Here is a 20,999-nt window from a genome sequence, read left to right on the forward strand (position 1 = left end):
CCCGGACGAATGGCCGGGCTTCACTGTGCATTATGCTTTTTTGACGCGGGGACTTCTCGGCTTTTGGTATTTCTCCGCTTGTTTGATTCCTTTTCTTTCACTCGCTAATGACTTGTACAGAGACACGATCATCAGAAGGATTACGACTGAAAACGGAACCGCAGCGAGAATGGCCGTGTTTTGCAGTGCGGCAAGGCCGCCGGAATATAATAAAACCGCTGCCACGGCAGACTGGATAATGCCCCATGTGACTTTCACCCGGTTTGAAGGGTCCAACGAGCCGTAAGTCGTCTGCATTCCAAGCACAAATGTCGCTGAATCGGCTGATGTAATAAAAAATACAGCGATCAGAACAAGCGTCAACACGGATGTCACCATTGTGAGCGGGTAGTGGCTGAGAGCGCCGAACAGCATCGTATCCGTCGACAATCCGGCGACATTGAAGACGCCTTTCTGCTGAAGATCCATTGCAGATACGCCGAAAATCGCAAACCATAAAAAGGCCAATATACAAGGTGTCACTAACACACCGATTAAAAATTCCCGGATGGTCCGGCCCCTTGATACACGGGCGATAAAAATGCCGACAAACGGAGACCAGGAAATCCACCAGGCCCAATAGAAAATGGTCCAGCTGTTAATCCATTCGCGTTTTTGGGGATCATTCGGTGACAAGCGGAAGCTCATCTGCACGATATTTTGGATGTACTGGCCGATAGAATCGGTAAATGAGTTCATAATCAGCACCGTCGGGCCTACAATGAGCATGAAAAGCATTAATATACCCGCGAGTACCATGTTGGTATTGCTTAAGTATTTAATTCCCTTGCCGATGCCGCTCCACGCAGAAATTAAGAAAAGCACGGTCACGACAACGATCAAGATCAGCTGAATGGAAAATGTCTTCGGAATGCCGAATAAATAATGCAGACCGCCGTTGATCTGAGTCGCGCCGAGCCCCAAGCTTGTCGCCACACCGACAACCGTTGCAAATACGGCGATACAGTCAATCGTCTTGCCGATCGGACCGTTCACTTTATCGCCTAAAATCGGTGTCAGTGTGCTGCTGATCAAACCGGGGGCATCTTTTCTGAATTGAAAATATGCGATACATAAAGCGACGACGGCGTATATGGCCCAAGCGTGCAGCCCCCAATGGAAAAACGTATACCGGAGCGCATCACGAAAAGCTTGGGGCGTTTCTGTTTCACCTGAGGGAGAGCTGATCGCGTAATGGCTGATCGGTTCCGCAGCCCCGTAAAATACCAGGCCGATTCCCATGCCTGCGCTGAATAGCATGGCAAACCATGATAATAAGCCGAATTCCGGTTTTTCCCCGGGTTTTCCGAGTTTTATTTTGCCGATCGGACTCACGATGAGAAAGAGACAGAAACCGACAAATATTGAAACGGCCAGCAGATAATACCAGCCGAAAGAATCCGTAACAAAACGTTGTGCCGTATCTGTAACTTGCTGCAGGCTGTCAGGTGAAATAACTCCCCATAAAACCGCAGCGGCTGTGATAACGATCACAATCCAAAAAACACTGGAGATATTCTTTTTCTTCAAACGTTCTCACCCTCTGACTATTTTTTCAATACGCCATTTGCTTTAGTATGATCGTACGATTGCAGATCATCCCTTTCTTCCTATTCCCTCAATCAGGTGAAACAAAACGCAGAAAACTCTATCATATTTTTGGTGGGGACGCTCACGTTAATGTGCTTAAAACTATTTTACAGCGAGTGTGAGTAACGTCCTGCATTCAAGCCGGCGAGACGGCCCGTAACAAGGGCTGACGTGATATTATAGCCTCCGGTGTAGCCGTGAATGTCAAGGATTTCCCCGCAAAAATATAAGCCCTCCATTTTTTTAGACGCCATTTGTTTCGGTTCAATCTCTTTGACGGAAACACCGCCGCCCGTGACAAACGCTTTGTCCAAAGAAAGCGTTCCGTCTGCTGACACCGTAAATTGTTTGCAGTCTTTGACAAACGCCCTGAATTGATCCTTCGGCAGCTCCGTAAAGCTGATCTGAGGATCAAGGCCGTTCCGCTCCAGAAGGAAAAGCAGGTACCGTTCCTGCATCCATGGTCTGAGCGCGTTTTTGAGCGCTTTTTTCGGCGCGTCTTTCAGCTCCTTGTGCATCCGCTGAAATAACTCTTCCTCGGTGATGCCGGGAAACAGATCGATGCGGAGCTTGACCTCTGGCTGCTTTTTCAGTTCTTTGACGACAAACTGGCTGCAGCGGAGAATGGCCGGGCCTGACAAGCCGAAATGGGTAAACAGCATGTCCATCACATGTGTGACGACAGGTTTGCCTTTTTTATTCAGGACGCTGACGGCCGTGTTTCTAAGAGACAGCCCCTGAAGGGTTTTTTGCTTAATAAACGGCTCTGACGATGTAACCGGCACTTCTGTCGGAAAGAGTTCAGTCACGGTGTGCCCGGCCGCTTCCGCCCATGCATAGCCGTCTCCGGTGCTGCCGGTATGGGGGACTGATTTTCCGCCGACCGCGATAATGACGGCGCGTGCGTTAATGTGTTCGTCATTGTTTGTCGTAATGCCCGCTGTTCTGCCATTCTCGTACCGCACTTCTTTGATTTTTTCATTTGTGCGGATGGTGACATTCAGTTCTTTTAAACGGTTCAAAAGCGCATCGACAACGCTTTGTGCTTTGTCCGTCACCGGGAACATGCGCCCGTGGTCTTCTTCTTTCAGCTGAATGCCGAGGTTTTCAAAAAAGGCGATAATATCTTCATTATTAAATTCGGAAAATGCGCTGTATAAAAAGCGGCCGTTGCCGGGAATGTGTTTGATAATCTCTTCAACAGGGAGGCGATTGGTCACGTTGCAGCGCCCGCCGCCGGAAATCGCCAGCTTCCGTCCCAGCTTGTTTCCTTTATCAATTAATAGAACATCTGCCCCTTCTTCACCTGCGGCAATGGCAGCCATTAAACCGGACGGGCCGCCGCCGATCACAATCACGTCATAATGTTTCATATTTCATCAACAACTTTCTTTTTCGCGTATAATAGGCGGAAATGTCCGCTTCCTGCTATTATAGCGAAAGAAAGGGAATCCTTAAACGTGTTTTGTTTTTTTAGGGCTTCCCAAAAAGTTTCCCGCTGTAATTATTACCGTCTATTTGCCCAGTTGTGTTAAAATAGAAAAGTTGAATCTTCGTAGAAAATGGTGATGAGGAAACATGTCAAGCAAATTGTTAAGGGGCACGTTCGTGCTGACGCTCGGCACCTATATATCGCGGATTTTAGGGATGATTTATCTGATCCCGTTCGGAGCGATGGTCGGAGCGACGGGCGGAGCTTTGTTTCAATACGGATATAATCAATATACACTGTTTTTAAACATTGCCACGATGGGATTTCCCGCCGCGGTTTCAAAGTTTGTCTCGAAATATAATTCCAAAGGAGACTATGAGACGAGCAGGCGGATGCTGAGAGCGGGAATGTCGGTTATGCTCGTTACCGGGATGATCGCTTTTTCGATTCTTTACATTTCGGCGCCGTTTTTTGCGGAAACATCTCTCGGCGGCGCAAGTAACAACGGCCTTACGATTGACCACGTCGTTTATGTCATCCGGATGGTCAGTCTGGCACTTTTGGTTGTGCCGATTATGAGTCTTGTACGCGGTTTTTTCCAAGGCCACCAGATGATGGGGCCGACAGCCGTTTCTCAGGTTGTGGAGCAGCTTGCCCGGATCATCTTCTTATTGGGCGCAACATATTTGATTTTAAGAGTGATTAACGGCGGCCTTGTCATCGCAGTCGGATATGCGACTTTCGCAGCGCTGATCGGATCATTCGGAGGGCTTGTCGTCCTTTATATTTACTGGAATAAGCGGAAGGGCGATCTTCTGGCGATGAAGCCGAACCTCGTCCCGTCAGCGAACTTAAGCTATAAAAAAATGTTTATTGAGCTTTTCAGCTATGCCGCTCCTTACGTTTTTGTCGGACTGGCGATTCCTTTGTATTCTTATATCGATACGAATACGTTTAATAAAGCGATGATTGCGGCGGGCCATAAGGACATCAGCCAGGACATGCTGGCGATTGTCACCCTTTATGTGCCGAAGCTTGTCATGATTCCGGTTTCTCTGGCGACCGCTTTCGGTCTGACGCTGATCCCGACGATAACCGAATCATTTACGAGCAGGAATTATAAGCTTTTGAACCAGCAGATTAACCAGACGATGCAGATCATTCTGTTTCTGGTTATCCCCGCCGTTGTCGGGATGTCGGTGTTATCAGGGCCGGCCTATACGTTCTTCTACGGTTCTGAAAGCCTTCGTCCGGATATCGGACAGGATATTTTGTTCTGGTACGCGCCTGTCGCGATTTTGTTTTCTCTGTTTACAGTAAATGCCGCTATCCTGCAAGGGATTAATAAGCAGAAATTTGCGGTCGTGAGCCTTTTCATCGGCGTCATTATAAAAGTGGTGCTGAACGTGCCGCTGATCAAGCTGTTTCAGGGAGACGGCGCCATATTGGCAACGGCGCTCGGTTATATCGCTTCTCTTCTGTACGGTTTTATTATGATTAAGCGCCATGCGGGCTATTCGTATACGGTGCTTATGAAGCGGGTCATTTTAATTGCGGTCTTATCCGTTGTAATGGGAGTCGCGGTCAAGCTGACTCAATGGCTGCTCAGTTTCTTCGTAACGTACCAAAGCGGCCAGCTGCATGCGGCGATTGTCGTCTTTGTCTGTGCCGCTGTCGGCGGTGCGGTGTACATGTTTGCCGCGTACCGAATCGGATTTTTGCAGAAAATGTTTGGAAACCGTCTGCCGCGGGTTTTAAGAAGAGGCAGGCATTCCGCCCATTGAGGAATAATGAACAGTCCGCTTATTGCGGGCTTTTCTTTTTAAAGGAGAGGATCAGGATGAGACTTGATAAGCTGCTTTCAAACAGCGGATTCGGCTCAAGAAAAGATGTGAAAAAAATCGTCAAGGCAGGGGCTGTCATGATTGACGGAGAGCCGGCGAAAGATGTGAAAACCCATGTCGATCCCGATAAACAGGACATCACGGTATACGGAGAGCCGGCAGACTACCGGGAATTTATTTATGTCATGATGAATAAGCCGCAAGGAGTGCTGTCCGCTACAGAAGACAGCCGCCAGCAAACGGTGGTTGATCTGCTGACGCCCGAAGAACAGAGATTCGAACCGTTTCCGGCGGGGCGTCTTGATAAGGATACCGAAGGATTTCTGCTTCTGACCAATGACGGGCAGCTCGCTCATCGTCTTCTTTCTCCGAAAAAGCACGTGCCTAAAACATATGAGGTCCGGTTAGCCTCACCTCTGTCACCGGAAGACATCATCAATCTGGAAAAAGGCGTCGTCATTGAAGGTGGCTATAAGACGAAGCCGGCAGCTGTTGAAACCATCACTCAAAGCCCTGATGAAACGGTCATTCATTTGACCATTACAGAAGGCAAATATCATCAGGTGAAGCTGATGGCAAAGGCTGTCGGAAATGAAGTGGCTTATTTAAAACGGCTTTCGATGGGGGCTGTTTCTCTTGATCCGGAGCTTAAGCCGGGAGAATTTCGCGAGCTGACTGAAGAAGAGCTCGCAGCGCTGAAAGATACTGAAGTGTAATCGATATCAGAAAAGCCCAAAACAGATTTGTTTTGGGCTTTTTATATAGAGGAACAAAAAACAACAAGGCAAAGACGCTGCTTTGCCTTGCAGCATGTCAGGCCGAAAAAGGCCTTATGTAATTGTTCGCTTAAGATGTAATTTTTACTTTTTTTCGTGTTGTCTCCCACTTGCCTCGGCTAGGACTATGAACAAGATCATTGTATGCTAACACATTTAAGTCTCGCTGAATGGTTCTAGGTGTAATGCCGAATTCATCAACCAGTTCCTGTGTCGTCACAAGACCTTTTTCCTGGATGAACATGTAAACTGATTTAATCCGAGTCAGCATACGATTTGTTGAAGGTTTCAAAAAACCACTCCCTATCATAAGATCGGATGGACTTGATATACCACAACTTTCGACTCTAAAACTTCGTACGAATAAGCAACAAAGGCAGACATTCTGTTTTTTCTCTTTTAACTGCCTCCATTATACACGATATGGCGGACATGAATCTAGGAATAAGCGCAGATAATTTTTACCAATTGAGCGCCGCTTGGTGCATTACTATGCCCGGCCCGCTTTTATTATTATGGAAACTGAAACTTTTTTTATACGTGTCCGTATGAAAACGGGGGAGGGAGAAAGCTTGGGAGACTTATTGAATGCAAACATCGTCTGCGCCGGTTATGCTGACAGGCCGAAGGTGATCTCAAATGTATCTCTGTCGGTCAGCGCGGGGGAAATTGCCGGGTTAATCGGGGCAAACGGGGCGGGGAAAAGTACGGTGATTAAGGCGATTCTCGGGCTGTGCAGGGATATAGAAGGCGGTATTGAATGGAATGATTCATCCTATGCTTACATACCGGAGCGTCCGAGTTTTTATGAAGAACTGACGCTTTGGGAGCATCTTGAACTCACAGGGTCATTGCGGGGGATAGAAGCCGGAGAGTGCCGTGAGCGGGCCGGGCGGCTGCTTGATGAATTTTCATTGACGGCGGTAAAACATGAATTGCCTTCCGGTTTTTCAAAAGGGATGCAGCAAAAATTGATGCTCATACAGGCGTTTTTGGCGAAGCCGGATATTTACATCATTGATGAGCCGTTTATCGGACTTGATCCGATCTCAACGAAGCTGTTTACCGACATGCTGATTGCTGAGAAAGAAAGGGGCGCGGGTATTCTGATGTGCACCCATGTTCTGGATACCGCCGAAAAAATCTGCGACCGGTTTTATTTGCTGGATCAGGGCGCTCTGCTTCTTCAAGGCACGTTAGCGGAGCTTCAAGAAAAAACGGGGAGCCGTTCATTGTTAGATTGCTTTTATTCAGCGGTTCGGAGCAGTCAGCGATGACCGGGCGGGCTTTGTTTTTTCAAAGGATGTTTCATTTCTGGCGGTATCAATGGAAGGTGTTTCAGACGGTCATTGATTGGACGGTCGCGCTGTATATCGTTCTTCCTGCTGCCGCATTGGCCGTTTATCAATATGCTGAATGGCTGAACGGCAGGGGGCTTCTTGATAGAGCTGCCGGAGTATTAGGCTGGGGCTGGCTGTATGTCTTCAGTGTCCTGCTGTTATGCACCGGTTTTATTCATACCTTTTTGCTGGAAGCGGATCATGTGTTTTTGGTGCATGCAAAATATCTGATGAAAAAGCTGAAACGGTACGCGCTTTTGTATTCGATGTTCCTTTCACTTATCAAATGGGGCGTGCTTGCCGTGCTGTTATTTCCCTTATGGCGCCAGTACGGTGACTGCACCTTCTCGGCATATTCAGGCATTTTTTGCTGTCTGTCCGGCTTTCATGCTGCGATATTGGCAGTGCATCGGCAAAGAAAAATCAGACGGCAGACAGTTGGACATCAGGCGGCAGGCTGGCTGAAAGCGGCGGTTCTGTTGGCGGGCGCGTGTTTCATGATCCGGTTTGCCGCCGAGTGGTACTGGCTTTGGCCGGCAGGATATATATTGTTCATCTGCTCCGTTCTTTTAACTTGGAAAGAAGCGGAGTCCTTATCAGCTTTTGAGGAAGAAGTGCTTGAGGAGAACAGGCGCAAGCTTTCATTCGCCGCCTTTGTTTTGATGCTCAGCCATGATGTGCAGCTGCCGAATGTAAAAAAGAAAGGGCGGAGCAAGCCGTTTTTATATCCCGGCTCAAAGCACATCTTTACAAAACGGTCGGCGTATACGGCGTGGAAAGAATTGTTTTTTAAAGTGCTGATCCGAAATGGCGGGTATCTCCGGCAGCTTTACCTTTTAACCGCGGCTTTTACGGCTCTTATTCTCGTTCTTCCGCTTTTGCTGAAGCCGGCAGCCCTCATTTTATTTACACTGGTCAGCCGATATGCCGCGTCGCTTCTCTTTGACCGGATCACGGACAAACCGGTTTTAAGCGGTATCAAAAGAGACAGTGATGATTATTTCCGGGCGAGAAACAGCGTATTAACCCTCATTCAAATCATCTGTTCCGGATGGTGCCTTATTGCGGCGGTTTTTTCCGCCCTTTATATGTGAAAAATCCCTTTCCGAAAAAGGAAAGGGATTTTTTTAATGTCCGTTCAAAATAAAAAGCTGAATAAAAAACAGCACCGCAAAGATGATGACTAAAGGATGGATTTCGCGCCATTTTTTCTTAGCGAGCTTCACAAGCGGGTATGAAATGAAGCCGAGCGCGATTCCGGTTGAAATACTGGATGTCAAAGGCATCGCCAAAATGACGAGAAAGGCCGGGAATGCTTCATCAAGCTCATTCCAGCGGATATTCGACACCGCCCCCATCATCAGACTGCCGACAATAATCAGAGCCGGTGACGTAATGGCGGACACTTCTGATAAGACGCTGACAAGCGGACTGAAAAACATGGAAACGGCAAACATAACGGCAATCGTCAGCGCCGTCAGGCCCGTTCTTCCGCCCGCGGCCACCCCTGCTGAAGATTCAACGAAAGCGGTCGTCGGGCTGGTGCCGAAAATGCTTCCGACTGTCGTAGCGGTCGAATCAGCCAAAAGCGCTCTTCTCGCATTCGGCAGCTGATTGTTTTTGATCAATCCCGCCTGTTCGGCGACACCGATCATGGTGCCGGTCGTATCAAAAATCGTAACGAGAAGAAAAGAAAACACAACGGCGTACAGACCGTGGTGCACGACATCCCCGAGGGCTCCGAACGGATTTGTTATTAAAAGCCCCTCAGGCAGGTGCGGGAAGGACATGAACCCTTTTGTAAAATGAATCTGACCGGTCAAAAAGGCAATGACAGCAGTCAGCGCCATACCGATGAACAGAGCCCCGTTTACATTCAGCACCATCAGCACGATACTGATGATAAGCCCGATAAGCGTTAAAATGACGGCAGTTGAATGAAGATCACCGAGTGCGACTAAATTAGATTTATCAGCCGTGATGATACCGGATTGGCGCAAACCGATAAATGCGATAAATAAGCCGATGCCGGTCGTAATGCCGTATTTTAAATTGTCTGGAATGGCTTCTATTAGTTGTTTTCTTAAAGGCGTTAACGATAAAATGATAAAGATGACTCCCGCGATAAATACGGCGCTGAAAGCCGTCTGATACGAGATGCCGCTGCCTGCGCCGACGACATGAAAGGCGAGATACGCGTTTAAGCCCATGCCGGGGGCAATGGCAATCGGAAAATTCGCAGCGAGAGCCATCCATAAAGTTCCGACAATGGAAGCGATAATCGTGGCGGTGAACACTTGGTCAAACGGAATTCCCGCATTTGAAAGGATCACCGGATTGACGACAATGATATACACCATTGTAAAGAAGGTGGTCAGTCCCGCGGTAATTTCTCTTTTTATTGTCGTTTGATGCTTGTCGAGATGAAACATAAGTACCTCCAATGACGAACATTTTTTCAAAACATCATCTATATTATTCGTTTTATGAACATTTTGCAAGTCTTTATCAAGAAAGGGGATTTGTGATGAACTGGGAAGTTGAAGTTATCCGAAACAAAGAAGATCTCATCCGTGACACGCAGAAATTTTTACAGATCAACAGCGTAATGGACGAATCAACAGCCGGCCCCGGCCGGCCGTTTGGGGAAGGCGTCAATGCCAGCCTGACTTCACTGCTGGAATTCGGCGAAAAAGAAGGCTTCACCGTCAAAAATCTTGACGGCTATGCGGGCCATATTGAGTGGGGGACGGGTGACGAAATTGTCGGCGTTCTGTGCCACGTCGATGTCGTTCCGCCCGGAGACGGCTGGACAAGCGATCCGTTTTCAGCCGAAATCAGGAACGGCCGGATATATGCCAGAGGCGCCATTGATGATAAAGGGCCGACAATGGCGGCGTTTTACGCGCTGAAAATCGTCAAAGACATGCAGCTGCCTTTATCCAAACGCGTGAGAATCATCATCGGAACAGATGAAGAGAGTGATTGGAGATGCGTGGACCACTATTTCAAACACGAAAAAATGCCTGACATCGGATTTGCCCCTGACGCCGATTTTCCGATCATTAACGCGGAAAAAGGAATGATAGATGCCACACTGCGTATTGCAAAAAGAACTTCTGACAAAGACGCAAAAAACAGGCTTCTGTCATTCCGTTCAGGGCTGCGCTTGAACATGGTGCCGGATGCGGCTGAAGCGGTCATTGAAGGGGCCGGCCTGGATGCCGTGCACGCATATTTCAGCAACTGGCTGGAGCAGTCAAAAACACAAGGTGAAGCGGTTTCGGAAAACGGAAAACTGACGCTTCGGGTGTTCGGAAAATCATGCCACGCGATGGAACCGAATAATGGTGTCAATGCCGGCTTAAAGCTTGCTGAATGCCTTAACGGAACGGAACTGGATGAAGCCGGAAAACACTTTGTCAAAACCGTCAGTGACTATTTTTTAAATGATACACGGGGCAAAAAGCTGAAGATTGATTGCAGGGATGACATCAGCGGAGAGCTTACATTGAATGTCGGCATCTTTACATACAGAAAGGGTGAGGGCGGAGAACTCGGCATCAACATCCGTTATCCCGTCACTTCGGACAGCCAAGTGATTCGTGATGCCTTTATGTCCGCTGCTGAATTTCGGCTTGAAGAATTTAAAGACAGCAAACCGCACCACGTATCTGCCGATCATCCGCTCGTAAAGACGCTTCAAAAGGTTTACGAAGGACAGACGGGAAAGAAAGCGGATTTGATTTCAATCGGCGGAGGAACGTATGCGAGATCCCTTGCGGCGGGCGTGGCGTTCGGACCACTGTTTCCCGGCCGGCCTGACAGCGCGCATCAAAAGGATGAGTACATCGAAATTGATGACCTTCTCCGATCAACCGCTTTATACGCCGAAGCCATTTATGAGCTTGCCAAGTGATCACAAAAAGGGACGCCGAAAGCGGCATCCCTTTTTTATCATTCAAATGACCATAAATCCGTTGATAAATAACGTTCTCCCGTATCGGCCGTCATACAGATGACGATCTGTTCGGGAGGGAGGCGTTTTGCGGTTTCAATGGCGGCAAAGCAGGCGGCGCCTGAAGACGGGCCGACGAGTATTCCTTCTTCCCGGGCCAGGCGCCGGGTTGTCGTATACGCATCTTCATCAGAGATTTTCATGATTTCATCGTAAACGTCCTGATTCAATATGCCGGGAATAAATCCGGGGCTTGTCCCGACCAGCTTATGAGCGCCGGGTTTTCCGCCGGACAGTACCGGCGATCCCGCGGGTTCGGCGACATGAACAATCATATCAGGGAAAAGCTCCTTCAGCGTTTCTCCGGTTCCGGTAATAGTTCCGCCTGTTCCCGCCGTTGCAACAAAAGCACCGAGCGGCCTGTTGAGCTGCTGAACGGCCTGATAGATTTCAATCGCGGTCGTTTTTCGGTGGGCGTCCGGATTTGCGCCGTTATCGAATTGCATCGGGATAAAACTTCCCGGAATCTGTTTGGCGAGTTCTTTCGCTTTTTTGATGCTGCCGGGCATTCTTTCAGCCCCCGGCGTTAATACCACCTCGGCGCCGTACGCTTTAAGCAGGTTGATGCGTTCTTTCGTCATCGTGTCAGGCATGACGAGGATTGCTCTGTAGCCGCGGGCCGCCGCGTTCATCGCCAGACCGATGCCTGTATTGCCGCTTGTCGGTTCGATGATGACAGAGCCGGGTTTTAAATGCCCGCTTTTTTCCGCTTCAATGATCATATTGTAAGCCGCTCTGTCTTTGACACTGCCGCTTGGGTTAAATGATTCTAATTTTAAATAGACTTGAGCTGCATGTTCTGGCTGAAGGCGATTGAGCTTTACGATCGGTGTGCCGCCGATCAGCTCCGCCGTGCTGTTTGCGATTTTCAAGACCGGCTCATTCCTTTCTGTATAAAACGTTCGGTACATAATATCCTATCATAATAAGCGGACAGGGTTCTCCTCTCCGCTTATCCGTTTTATAATAACACCATAACCAAAGAGGGGAGATCCTCATATGAAAGCTTCATTGCCGCATTATTTTATCGGCATTCCGATTCCTGCTGACATTGCTGAACCGATTTGGGAAGCAGCCAGAAAGGAGCCGGCGTTAACATTCAAAAAATGGGTGCATCCGCATGACTATCATATTACACTCATTTTTCTCGGGGCTGCGGATGAAGCCCGGCTTGCGAAACTATTGCCTTTGCTCGCAGATGCTGCGTCGAAAGCGCAGCCGTTTACCGTACAGTTTCAGCAGCTGGATGTTTTCGGCGACCGCAGACAGCCGAGAGTGCTTCACCTAGAACCTGAACGGAATGAACGGCTCTTTGATTTGCGGGAAAAAACAAAACAGGCTGTTTTAAAAGCCGGTTTTCAAGTGGAAAAACGGCCGTATCATCCTCATATGACGATGGCGCGGAAGTGGGCGGGAGACCGGCCGTTTCCGGACGATGTGCCGTTTGAAAGCGGCAGGGTGCAAAGCGCCGTCAGCCGGTTTTCCCTGTTTCAGACCCACCTTGACCGGTCGCCAAAATACGAAGAAATCGCACAGTTTCAATTGACATAAACAAATATTCGGAGTGGGGAAATCACATGGCACAGATCATCAAAATACACGATTACATTTCAAGATATGAGCTCGATCCATATCATTATATGAACCAGTTTATCCGGCTGAAGAAAGAACGCTGGGAGGCTCTCCTTGAAGCGTTTGACCGGAAAACGGAAGAAAAAGAAACAGAAACGGCTCAAGGCGGTGAAACCGGCCAAACGCCGGCCCGAAAAAAACTTTTCTTAAAAAAGAGAAAAGAAGAAAAAACGGCCGATATAAATGAAAAGAGGCACCAATGGTTTGATGAGCCGGAGGAAGAAGAGGCGCTGTTCGGACATCTTCCGTCTCAAAAGTCTGAGCTCGCGTCTTTTTTCAAAGAACAGCTGTATGACTTTCAATTAAAATGGGCGAGCTCCACGCTTTCTCAAAAGTCTGAGCTTTCGCAGGCGGTCAAGAGGGACAGGATATTAAAAATGCTTGCTCAAAAGCTGCCCGATTCCTATTTTGTGATGTATCATCCGGTTCTTCAAATCCAGCAGGCGTCCGTCGAGCTGAGCATCATCATCATCTCCCCGCTGGAGATTTTCTGCGCTGCTTTTATGGAAGCTGAAGAGGACAGCGTATATATCGGATCAAAACATCGTTTTTGGGAAGAGAGGGGTTCCGGCAGCACGCGCCAAGTATTAAATCCGTCTCTCAGCCTGAACCGCACGGGCTCGGTCGTTTCGCAAATCGTAAAAGAAAAGCAGGCCGACATTCCCGTCAGGAAGCTTTTGCTCAGCAGAACGTCTTATTTTGATTACCCGGAGCCGCCATTCGGGCTGGATATAGCAGATAAACGGACCGCCGCAGAGTGGCTGGAAAAGCAGCGGAAAAATACGGCGCCGATCAAGCACCATCAGCTGAAGGCGGCGAAGGCACTTTTGTCTTACGGCTTGAGCGATTCAAGCCGGAGACAGGAATGGCTTGATTAAAACGGACGTTTGGAGGCTGTCTCTTCTTCAATGAAGCAGGTGAAAACAAACGATGAGTCAATGGTTTTTTATTATTAACCCGGTCTCAGGAGGCGGGAGGGGGCGGCGTATCTGGAAATCGGTTCAAAAAGAGCTGACCAGACGCGGTGTCAGCCACCGCTCCTTTCTGACCGGACATCCCGGACATGCGGAAGTGCTGGCGAGACAGATTTCAACGATGCAGGATCATAAGCTGAAGCGGCTTTTTGTCATCGGCGGTGACGGCACGATGCATGAAGTCATTAACGGACTGAAAGGAATGGATCAGATTGAACTGACCTTTGTGCCCGCCGGTTCGTACAATGACTTTTCCAAAGGCCTCGGTGTTAAGAAGTCGGCGCTCCTCCATGAAATCAAAGGTCTGCACCGCCCGCTCACACGGAAATTTTTCGGGGGAAGCATCAACTTTTTTCATGACAAAGCACAATCTCTTTATTTTATTAACCACCTGTCTGTAGGGTTTGACGCCTCGGTTTCGAAGGCAGCCGCGGAGTTTCCGTTTTCGCGTGTTCTTCGGTTTCTGCGTCTCGGCTTTGTGATTTACCCGCTTGCGCATATACATACGGCCTCGGGATTTCAGCCGTTCCGGTTTGCCTGCACGGCAGACGGCCAAAGGCATGAATTCCGCAATGTCTGGTTTGTCATTGCGGCTAATCATCCTTATTACGGAGGCGGTATGAAAGCGGCGCCTTCTGCAAATCCCCGCCAAAACGATTTTGATATTGTCATTGCGGAAAACCTGTCCTTTTTCTCGCTGTATCGTTTTTTATGGGCGATGAGCTTTGGCCGGCATATCAAAATGGACGGAGTGACGGTGATAAAGGGGAAGGAATTCATTTTTGAAACAGATGGGAAAATTCCGTTTCACGCTGACGGCGAACTGGTCGGAACGACGCCGTTTCGGCTGATGCCGGGCGGAGCGCCGTTAAAAATAAAAACATAATAAAAAAAACCTGTCAAATCTTTCTCGGCAAAGAACGGTTTGCGGCATAAATCTTCAGAATTCACAGGTGTTCTTGCTAGTTTTGCTTGACGAAGTTTGTGCTGTAGCGCTAAAATTTATAAGACGGCTATTGATTAGCATATGAGACTCTCAATAGCTGTCTTTTTTATTCTCAAGAAATTGTTTATGACAGGCTGCTCCGCCGAAAGAGAAAGGCTGGAGGCCTATTCTAAAATATTTTAAGAAATGATGGGTTGAACATTGATATGAACTGGTTGGGACAATTACTAGGTAGCGATTGGGAGATCTTCCCCGCCGGAGGAGCTACAGGAGATGCATATTATGCGAAACATAACGGCCAACAGCTTTTTTTAAAACGTAATAGCTCGCCCTTTTTAGCCGTGTTATCCGCCGAAGGCATTGTTCCGAAGCTGGTTTGGACGAAACGGATGGAAAACGGAGACGTTATTACGGCTCAGCATTGGATGACGGGCAGAGAGCTGAAGCCGAAGGATATGAGCGGACGCCCGGTGGCTGAGCTGCTCCGCAAAATCCACACATCTAAAGCCTTGCTTGACATGCTGAAAAGATTGGGGAAAGAACCGCTCGATCCGGGCGCTCTTTTGTCGCAGCTGAAGCAGGCCGTCTTTGCTGTGCGGCAATTTTCGCCGCTTATTCAGGAAGGCCTTGCTTATTTGGAAGCTCATGTGGATCAGGTGCAATTCGGTGAAAAAGTCGTTTGCCATTGTGATGTGAATCATAATAACTGGCTTTTGTCTGAAAACGACCAGCTGTATTTAATAGATTGGGACGGCGCGATGATAGCTGATCCGGCCATGGATCTTGGCCCTTTATTGTATCATTACGTCGAAGAGCCAGCGTGGGACAGCTGGCTTGGGATGTACGGCATGAAGCTCACGGAAGGGCTTCGGCTGCGGATGGCGTGGTACATGTTATCAGAGACCATCACCTTCATCGCCTGGCACAAATCAAAAGGGAATGACAAAGCGTATCATGATGCCATGGAAGAGCTTCATGCCCTGATGAAGCGGATTGTCAAGTAGTCAGGAGTACGAATCCATCTGCTCCACCCATTGGGACAAATGGTTTTGGTGCTCCTGAATATGCGTGTCGATGGAATCGGCCGTGATGCCTGACTGGCTGTAGCGGTATACATCCTCGAGCACGTTTTTTATATTTGAATCAAGCCCGGTGTTGGCCATCAGTGATTTGATGACGCGCTCGAGCTGTTCATACTCGGCAACCGTGCCGCAGCAATCCAACTGGTGGTCGGCCAGTATGTCCTTTAATAACCGGACCTGATGTTCGCTTGTTAAGCCCATGATTCATATACACATCCTTTCTGTGTCATACATTGTGCAAAGCGGTGCGGTTTTATGCATCACATGAGTGTTCCGGACCGGGGAGCCTCTTTTTTTATGCAGCCGGAGCCTTTAAAAGGCGCTTGCGGCTCTTTTTGTTTCATGGTATGTTGTTACTCGAAATTATAGATAGAGGTGTCAATCATATGAGAATGCGCCATAAACCTTGGGCGAATGATTTTCTGGCAGAAAACGCTGACATCGCCATCAGTGATCCGGCTCAGTATAAAGGGCGTTGGAACACGGTCTTTGGCAATGACAACCCGATCCATATTGAAGTCGGTACGGGAAAAGGGCAGTTCATTTCAGGAATGGCCAAGCAGAATCCGGATATCAACTATATCGGAATTGAGCTGTTTAAAAGTGTCATCGTCACTGCCGTCCAAAAAGTAAAGGACAGCGGGGCTCACAATGTCCGTTTGTTAAATATAGACGCGGAAACACTGAATGACGTATTTGAACGGGGAGAAATCAAGCGCGTATATTTAAACTTTTCTGACCCTTGGCCGAAAAACCGTCACGAAAAACGCCGTTTAACCTTTAAAGCGTTCTTGAAAAAATACGAAGAAGTCATGGGCGAAACGGGTGAGATTCATTTCAAAACCGATAACCGCGGGTTGTTTGAATACTCTTTGAAAAGTTTTTCCGAATACGGCCTGCTCCTGAAGGAAGTCAGTCTCGATCTGCACAACAGCGATCCGAAAGGCAATATTATGACAGAATACGAAGAAAAATTCTCCGCGCTCGGCCAGCCGATTTACCGGGCTGAAGTTGAATGGAGAACAAAAGACAGACTCTGATGCGGGAGTCTGTTTTTTTATGCCTCCATTTGCTACCATTACATCAGGAGGGATCAAGATGGAGAAATTGAATATTGGCAATATTTCATTAACATGGCTGGACGGCGGTGTAACGCATATGGACGGAGGAGCGATGTTCGGCGTTGTCCCGAAGCCTTTATGGTCGAGAAAATACCCTGTAAACGACAAAAACCAGATTGAATTAAGAACAGACCCGATTCTGATCAGAAAAAACGGCCTGAATATTTTGGTTGACGCGGGGATCGGCAGAGGGAAATTCTCCGATAAGCAGAAAAGGAATTACGGTGTAACGCAGGAATCCAATCTGAAAAAATCTCTGAGTGAACTCGGGCTTTCCTGTGAAGACATTCATATTGCGGCAATGACCCATCTTCATTTTGACCATGCATGCGGCCTGACGGAATACCGCGGAGAGGAGCTTGTCTCTGTTTTCCCGAACGCCCGCATTATCACTTCTGCGACAGAGTGGCAAGAAATGAAAAACCCTAATATCAGATCGGAAAATACATACTGGAGAGAAAATTGGGAGGCTGTACAAGATCAGGTCGAAACCTTTGAGGATGCGTATGAGCTCACAGAAGGCATTACGATGCACCACACCGGCGGCCACAGTGACGGACACAGTGTCATTGTATTAGAAGACGGAGGGGAAACGGCTGTGCATTTTGCCGACCTGATGCCGACAAACGCCCATAAAAATCCGTTATGGGTGCTGGCATATGATGACTATCCGATGACCTCCATTCCGCAAAAGCAAAAATGGCAGGCGTTCGCGGCAGAGAAAGACGCCTGGCTGATTTTCTATCACGACACGATTTACAGAGCCGTAAAATGGGGCGAAGACGGCGAAGTGGCGGCGTCTGTCAAACGGGAGAAAAAATAAGCGGATCAAATGATTTACCTGTATGAATTTCGGGAATAAAAGCAAACCTAAGACAAATTGCTTTGAAAGGAAGAGACAGGTGAATCAATTTCAAGTGACAAAAGATGGAGAAATCAAAACAACTCTGCGCGGATTAGAAGTTCTTTCTACTCCTTTTTTAAATAAAGGGGTGGCCTTTACACAAGAGGAAAGAAAGGAACTCGGACTCGAGGGATTTCTGCCGCCGAAGGTATTGACAATCGAAGAGCAGGTGAAGCGGGCTTACGAACAGTTCAGTTCGCAGCCTGACGAGCTGAGCAAAAATGTGTACTTGACTGCTCTCCATGACCGGAATGAAACATTATTTTACAGGCTGTTAAATGATCATTTAGGCGAAATGCTGCCGATCGTATATACGCCGACAGTCGGCACCGCGATCCAGCGTTACAGCCATGAGTACAGAAAACCCCGCGGTCTGTATTTGTCGATAGATGATCCTGAGGGAATGCGCGCCGCATTTCAGCAGTTCGGAAAAAATGAAAACATTGATTTAATCGTTGCGACAGATGCCGAGGGCATTCTGGGAATCGGTGATTGGGGCGTCGGCGGCATCGCCATTTCTGTCGGAAAACTTGCGGTGTATACGGCAGCGGCCGGAATTGACCCGTCACGAGTGCTTGCGGTCGTATTGGACGCGGGGACGAATCAGGAAAGCCTCTTAAATGATCCGTTTTACGTCGGAAACCAGCATTCAAGAGTGCGCGGCGAGAAATATGACCGCTTTATTGATGAGTATGTCTCGCTTGCCCGGGAAACATTCCCGAATGCGCTGCTTCATTGGGAGGATTTCGGCACGGCTAACGCCCGCGGCATATTGAAACGGTATAAAGATAAAGTCTGTACGTTTAACGATGACATTCAAGGAACGGGCGCGGTGTCGCTTGCAGCTGTTTTAGCCTGCGCGAAAGCATCAAAAGTGCCTTTAAAAGAACATAAAGTCGTCGTCTTCGGCGCGGGAACGGCCGGTATCGGAATTGCTGAGCAGCTGCGTGAAGCAATGGTGCATGCCGGATTAAGCGAAGAAGAATCATACAGCCGCTTTTGGTGTATCGACAGAAACGGACTGTTAACGGATGACATGAAAGACTTGCGTGATTTTCAGGTTCCGTACGCCCGGCCTGCCGATGAAGTGAAAGAGTACAGCCGCAGCGGTGAAGGCGGATCAATTGATCTAGCGGAGACGGTCCGTCAGGCCAAGCCGACGATTCTGATCGGCACATCTACTGTATCAGGCGCATTTACAGAAGAAATCGTCAAAGAAATGGCCTCACATGTTAAACGGCCCGCTATTTTGCCGATGTCAAATCCGACCACATTATCAGAAGCAAAACCGGAAGACTTAATTAAATGGACGGAAGGCCGCGCGCTTGTCACGACGGGCAGTCCGTTCCCGCCTGTTGAGTATAACGGCGTGACGTACCATATCGGCCAGGCGAACAACGCGCTCGTATTTCCGGGACTCGGACTCGGCACGATTGTGACAAAGGCAAGGCTCATTACGGACAATATGTTTGTCGCCTGCGCGAATGCCATCGCCGGTATGGTGGATGTCGGCAAGCCTGGGGCGCCGATGCTCCCGAAAGTGGAAGATCTCAGGACGGTATCGGCAACTGTAGCGGTAGCCGTAGCGAAAGCGGCCATCCAGGACGGTGTAGCGGAAACGGAACCCGAGGATCTGATCCAAACGGTGCAGGACGAGATGTGGCACCCTGTATACAAACGGATTCGCCCGATGTAACCGAATAAAGCCCAAAACGCTGATGGTTTTGGGCTTTATTTTTTGCTTGTCCGAATTATGAGGCGACAGAATCAATGACATCGACAATCTGGCCTGTTTTTGCATTGACCATGACTTCATATTGCTCCAGCTCGCCGAAAGCCGAACGTGTCACACCGGTTTTGTATACCTGGATGGTTTCTCCGTTTACCTGGTAAGGCTCAGGCTCTGTGTAAATCCACGATCCGTCTATCGGTCCGCGCTGTTTAAAAGCCGCTTTCACGATACGGAGCGCTTTTTCTGAAGAGATATAAGGTTTCATCGCATACTTTTTCACTGCGATGGCAGCGCATAATCCGACTCCTGCACCTAAGAGAAAATGACGTAATTTCAATATGAAGCACCTCCAATTATGTCGTAGTTTTTATTATACAGAAGATGCCAGACGGTGTTAAGTAAAGCGGCGGTTTTGCAGCCCATTCAATCTGACCGCTTGGAAAACAGTTGTTTTTCTAATAAAATAAAAGCATTACATAGAAATGAGGGGAAAATATGAATGAGGAAACGAAAACGCTTTTCCGGACGCTGACGCAGCTTCCCGGCGCACCGGGAAATGAACATCAGGTCCGCTCCTTTATGAAACGGGAGCTTGCGAAATATGCGGATGACATCGTGCAGGACAGACTCGGAAGTGTTTTCGGCGTAAGGCGCGGTGCTGAAGATGCGCCCACTATTATGGTAGCAGGCCATATGGATGAAGTCGGATTTATGGTAACGCAGATTACGGATAACGGCATGCTGAGATTTCAGACGCTCGGCGGCTGGTGGAGTCAAGTGCTACTGGCCCAGCGCGTCGAGGTTCAGACGGATAACGGACCTGTCATCGGCGTCATCTCAAGCATCCCGCCCCACATTTTAACGGATGCCCAGCGCGCCAAGCCGATGGAGATCAAAAATATGATGATTGATATCGGTGCAGATGACAGAGAGGACGCGGTCAAAATGGGGATCAGACCGGGTCAGCAGGTCGTGCCGGTCTGCCCGTTCACCCCGATGGCAAACGAGAAGAAAATATTGTCCAAAGCGTGGGATAACCGCTACGGATGCGGATTAAGCATTGAATTATTAAAAGAGCTGCACGGAAAAGAGCTGCCGAACAACCTGTACGCCGGGGCCACCGTTCAGGAGGAAGTCGGCCTGAGAGGGGCGCAGACAGCGGCCAACATGATTCAGCCTGATCTCTTCTTCGCGCTTGATGCCAGCCCGGCAAATGATATGAGCGGCGATAAGGAGCTGTTCGGCCGTCTCGGCGAGGGAGTGCTGCTCCGCATACTCGACAGAACGACGGTCATGCACCGCGGGATGAGAGAGTTCGTCCTTGATATGGCGGAAACGCACAATATCCCTTATCAATATTTCGCTTCCGGCGGAGGAACGGATGCCGGGCGGGTTCACATATCAAACAGCGGGGTTCCGTCAGCCGTCATCGGCATTTGTTCAAGATACATTCATACAAATGCCGCCATCATCCATGTCGATGATTATGCCGCGGCGAAAGAAATGCTCATTAAGCTGGTCATGGCGAGTGACAAGCAGACGGTCGAAACGATCAGAGAAAATGTGTGA

The 20,999-nt window shown here is 48.7% G+C and carries 20 protein-coding genes; 13 read left to right on the top strand and 7 right to left on the bottom strand.

Annotation, left to right across the window (positions count from 1 at the left end):
• Window positions 1-30: 30 nt before the first annotated feature.
• Both opuD and Y79_RS0115615 read right to left on the bottom strand, forming a co-directional pair.
• Complete coding sequence (opuD, locus tag Y79_RS0115610) at window positions 31-1,569, bottom strand: glycine betaine transporter OpuD (protein ID WP_016938521.1); 1,539 nt, start codon at window positions 1,567-1,569, stop codon at window positions 31-33.
• A 167-nt stretch (window positions 1,570-1,736) separates the two neighbouring features.
• Window positions 1,737-3,002, bottom strand: coding sequence for a BaiN/RdsA family NAD(P)/FAD-dependent oxidoreductase (locus tag Y79_RS0115615; RefSeq protein ID WP_016938522.1), 1,266 nt, complete (start codon window positions 3,000-3,002; stop codon window positions 1,737-1,739).
• 205 nt (window positions 3,003-3,207) lie between these two features.
• Here Y79_RS0115615 and Y79_RS0115620 point away from each other — a divergent pair, with 205 nt between their 5' ends.
• Both Y79_RS0115620 and Y79_RS0115625 read left to right on the top strand, forming a co-directional pair.
• The gene (locus tag Y79_RS0115620; protein WP_016938523.1) at window positions 3,208-4,845 is read left to right on the top strand and encodes a putative polysaccharide biosynthesis protein; all 1,638 of its coding nucleotides are present in this window, start codon (window positions 3,208-3,210) and stop codon (window positions 4,843-4,845) included.
• A gap of 56 nt (window positions 4,846-4,901) precedes the next feature.
• A complete protein-coding gene (locus Y79_RS0115625; RefSeq protein WP_016938524.1) occupies window positions 4,902-5,621 on the top strand; it encodes a pseudouridine synthase in 720 nt (239 codons plus the stop codon).
• Window positions 5,622-5,751: 130 nt separating this feature from the next.
• Here the strand turns inward: Y79_RS0115625 and Y79_RS0115630 are convergent, their stop codons facing one another.
• Window positions 5,752-5,973, bottom strand: coding sequence for a DeoR family transcriptional regulator (locus tag Y79_RS0115630; RefSeq protein WP_003152337.1), 222 nt, complete (start codon window positions 5,971-5,973; stop codon window positions 5,752-5,754).
• A 280-nt stretch (window positions 5,974-6,253) separates the two neighbouring features.
• Between Y79_RS0115630 and Y79_RS0115635 the strand changes: the two genes are divergently transcribed.
• Both Y79_RS0115635 and Y79_RS0115640 read left to right on the top strand, forming a co-directional pair.
• Window positions 6,254-6,958 carry an ABC transporter ATP-binding protein gene (locus Y79_RS0115635; protein WP_016938525.1) on the top strand — a complete coding sequence of 235 codons (705 nt, stop codon included), beginning with the start codon at window positions 6,254-6,256 and terminating at the stop codon, window positions 6,956-6,958.
• On the top strand, window positions 6,955-8,115 hold the full coding sequence (locus tag Y79_RS0115640) for an ABC transporter permease (protein ID WP_016938526.1): 1,161 nt from the start codon (window positions 6,955-6,957) through the stop codon (window positions 8,113-8,115). The genes Y79_RS0115635 and Y79_RS0115640 overlap by 4 nt, the downstream gene beginning before the upstream one ends.
• A gap of 33 nt (window positions 8,116-8,148) precedes the next feature.
• Here Y79_RS0115640 and Y79_RS0115645 read toward each other — a convergent pair whose 3' ends face one another.
• Complete coding sequence (locus Y79_RS0115645; protein ID WP_016938527.1) at window positions 8,149-9,453, bottom strand: NCS2 family permease; 1,305 nt, start codon at window positions 9,451-9,453, stop codon at window positions 8,149-8,151.
• A gap of 95 nt (window positions 9,454-9,548) precedes the next feature.
• Between Y79_RS0115645 and pepV the strand changes: the two genes are divergently transcribed.
• A complete protein-coding gene (pepV, locus tag Y79_RS0115650; protein ID WP_016938528.1) occupies window positions 9,549-10,940 on the top strand; it encodes a dipeptidase PepV in 1,392 nt (463 codons plus the stop codon).
• A 38-nt stretch (window positions 10,941-10,978) separates the two neighbouring features.
• Here the strand turns inward: pepV and cysK are convergent, their stop codons facing one another.
• Window positions 10,979-11,950 (bottom strand): cysteine synthase A, encoded by a 972-nt coding sequence (cysK, locus tag Y79_RS0115655; RefSeq protein WP_016938529.1) that lies wholly within the window; start codon window positions 11,948-11,950, stop codon window positions 10,979-10,981.
• Window positions 11,951-12,038: 88 nt separating this feature from the next.
• Between cysK and thpR the strand changes: the two genes are divergently transcribed.
• The 4 genes from thpR to Y79_RS0115675 all read left to right on the top strand — a co-directional run bounded on the left by thpR (window position 12,039) and on the right by Y79_RS0115675 (window position 15,595).
• Window positions 12,039-12,590, top strand: coding sequence for an RNA 2',3'-cyclic phosphodiesterase (thpR, locus tag Y79_RS0115660; protein ID WP_016938530.1), 552 nt, complete (start codon window positions 12,039-12,041; stop codon window positions 12,588-12,590).
• A 26-nt stretch (window positions 12,591-12,616) separates the two neighbouring features.
• Window positions 12,617-13,549 (top strand): hypothetical protein, encoded by a 933-nt coding sequence (locus tag Y79_RS0115665; RefSeq protein WP_016938531.1) that lies wholly within the window; start codon window positions 12,617-12,619, stop codon window positions 13,547-13,549.
• Between the two features lie 52 nt (window positions 13,550-13,601).
• On the top strand, window positions 13,602-14,531 hold the full coding sequence (locus Y79_RS0115670) for a YegS/Rv2252/BmrU family lipid kinase (RefSeq protein ID WP_016938532.1): 930 nt from the start codon (window positions 13,602-13,604) through the stop codon (window positions 14,529-14,531).
• 266 nt (window positions 14,532-14,797) lie between these two features.
• Window positions 14,798-15,595, top strand: a complete 798-nt coding sequence (locus Y79_RS0115675) for a phosphotransferase family protein (protein ID WP_029575350.1) — start codon at window positions 14,798-14,800, stop codon at window positions 15,593-15,595.
• Here Y79_RS0115675 and Y79_RS0115680 read toward each other — a convergent pair whose 3' ends face one another.
• Window positions 15,596-15,874, bottom strand: coding sequence for a YtzH-like family protein (locus Y79_RS0115680; RefSeq protein WP_003152357.1), 279 nt, complete (start codon window positions 15,872-15,874; stop codon window positions 15,596-15,598). It abuts the gene before it with no gap.
• A gap of 185 nt (window positions 15,875-16,059) precedes the next feature.
• On the opposite strand from Y79_RS0115680, the gene trmB reads away from it, so the two are divergent.
• The 3 genes from trmB to Y79_RS0115695 all read left to right on the top strand — a co-directional run bounded on the left by trmB (window position 16,060) and on the right by Y79_RS0115695 (window position 19,394).
• A complete protein-coding gene (gene trmB / locus Y79_RS0115685; protein ID WP_016938534.1) occupies window positions 16,060-16,713 on the top strand; it encodes a tRNA (guanosine(46)-N7)-methyltransferase TrmB in 654 nt (217 codons plus the stop codon).
• 58 nt (window positions 16,714-16,771) lie between these two features.
• Window positions 16,772-17,617 (top strand): YtnP family quorum-quenching lactonase, encoded by an 846-nt coding sequence (locus Y79_RS0115690; RefSeq protein WP_016938535.1) that lies wholly within the window; start codon window positions 16,772-16,774, stop codon window positions 17,615-17,617.
• Window positions 17,618-17,696: 79 nt separating this feature from the next.
• A complete protein-coding gene (locus tag Y79_RS0115695; RefSeq protein WP_016938536.1) occupies window positions 17,697-19,394 on the top strand; it encodes an NAD-dependent malic enzyme in 1,698 nt (565 codons plus the stop codon).
• A gap of 55 nt (window positions 19,395-19,449) precedes the next feature.
• On the opposite strand, the gene Y79_RS0115700 is transcribed toward Y79_RS0115695, so the two are convergent.
• On the bottom strand, window positions 19,450-19,767 hold the full coding sequence (locus Y79_RS0115700) for a PepSY domain-containing protein (RefSeq protein ID WP_003152366.1): 318 nt from the start codon (window positions 19,765-19,767) through the stop codon (window positions 19,450-19,452).
• Between the two features lie 158 nt (window positions 19,768-19,925).
• Between Y79_RS0115700 and Y79_RS0115705 the strand changes: the two genes are divergently transcribed.
• Complete coding sequence (locus tag Y79_RS0115705) at window positions 19,926-20,999, top strand: M42 family metallopeptidase (protein WP_016938537.1); 1,074 nt, start codon at window positions 19,926-19,928, stop codon at window positions 20,997-20,999.

Source organism: Bacillus siamensis KCTC 13613 (genome assembly GCF_000262045.1).
GTDB classification, from domain to species: Bacteria; Bacillota; Bacilli; order Bacillales; family Bacillaceae; genus Bacillus; species Bacillus siamensis.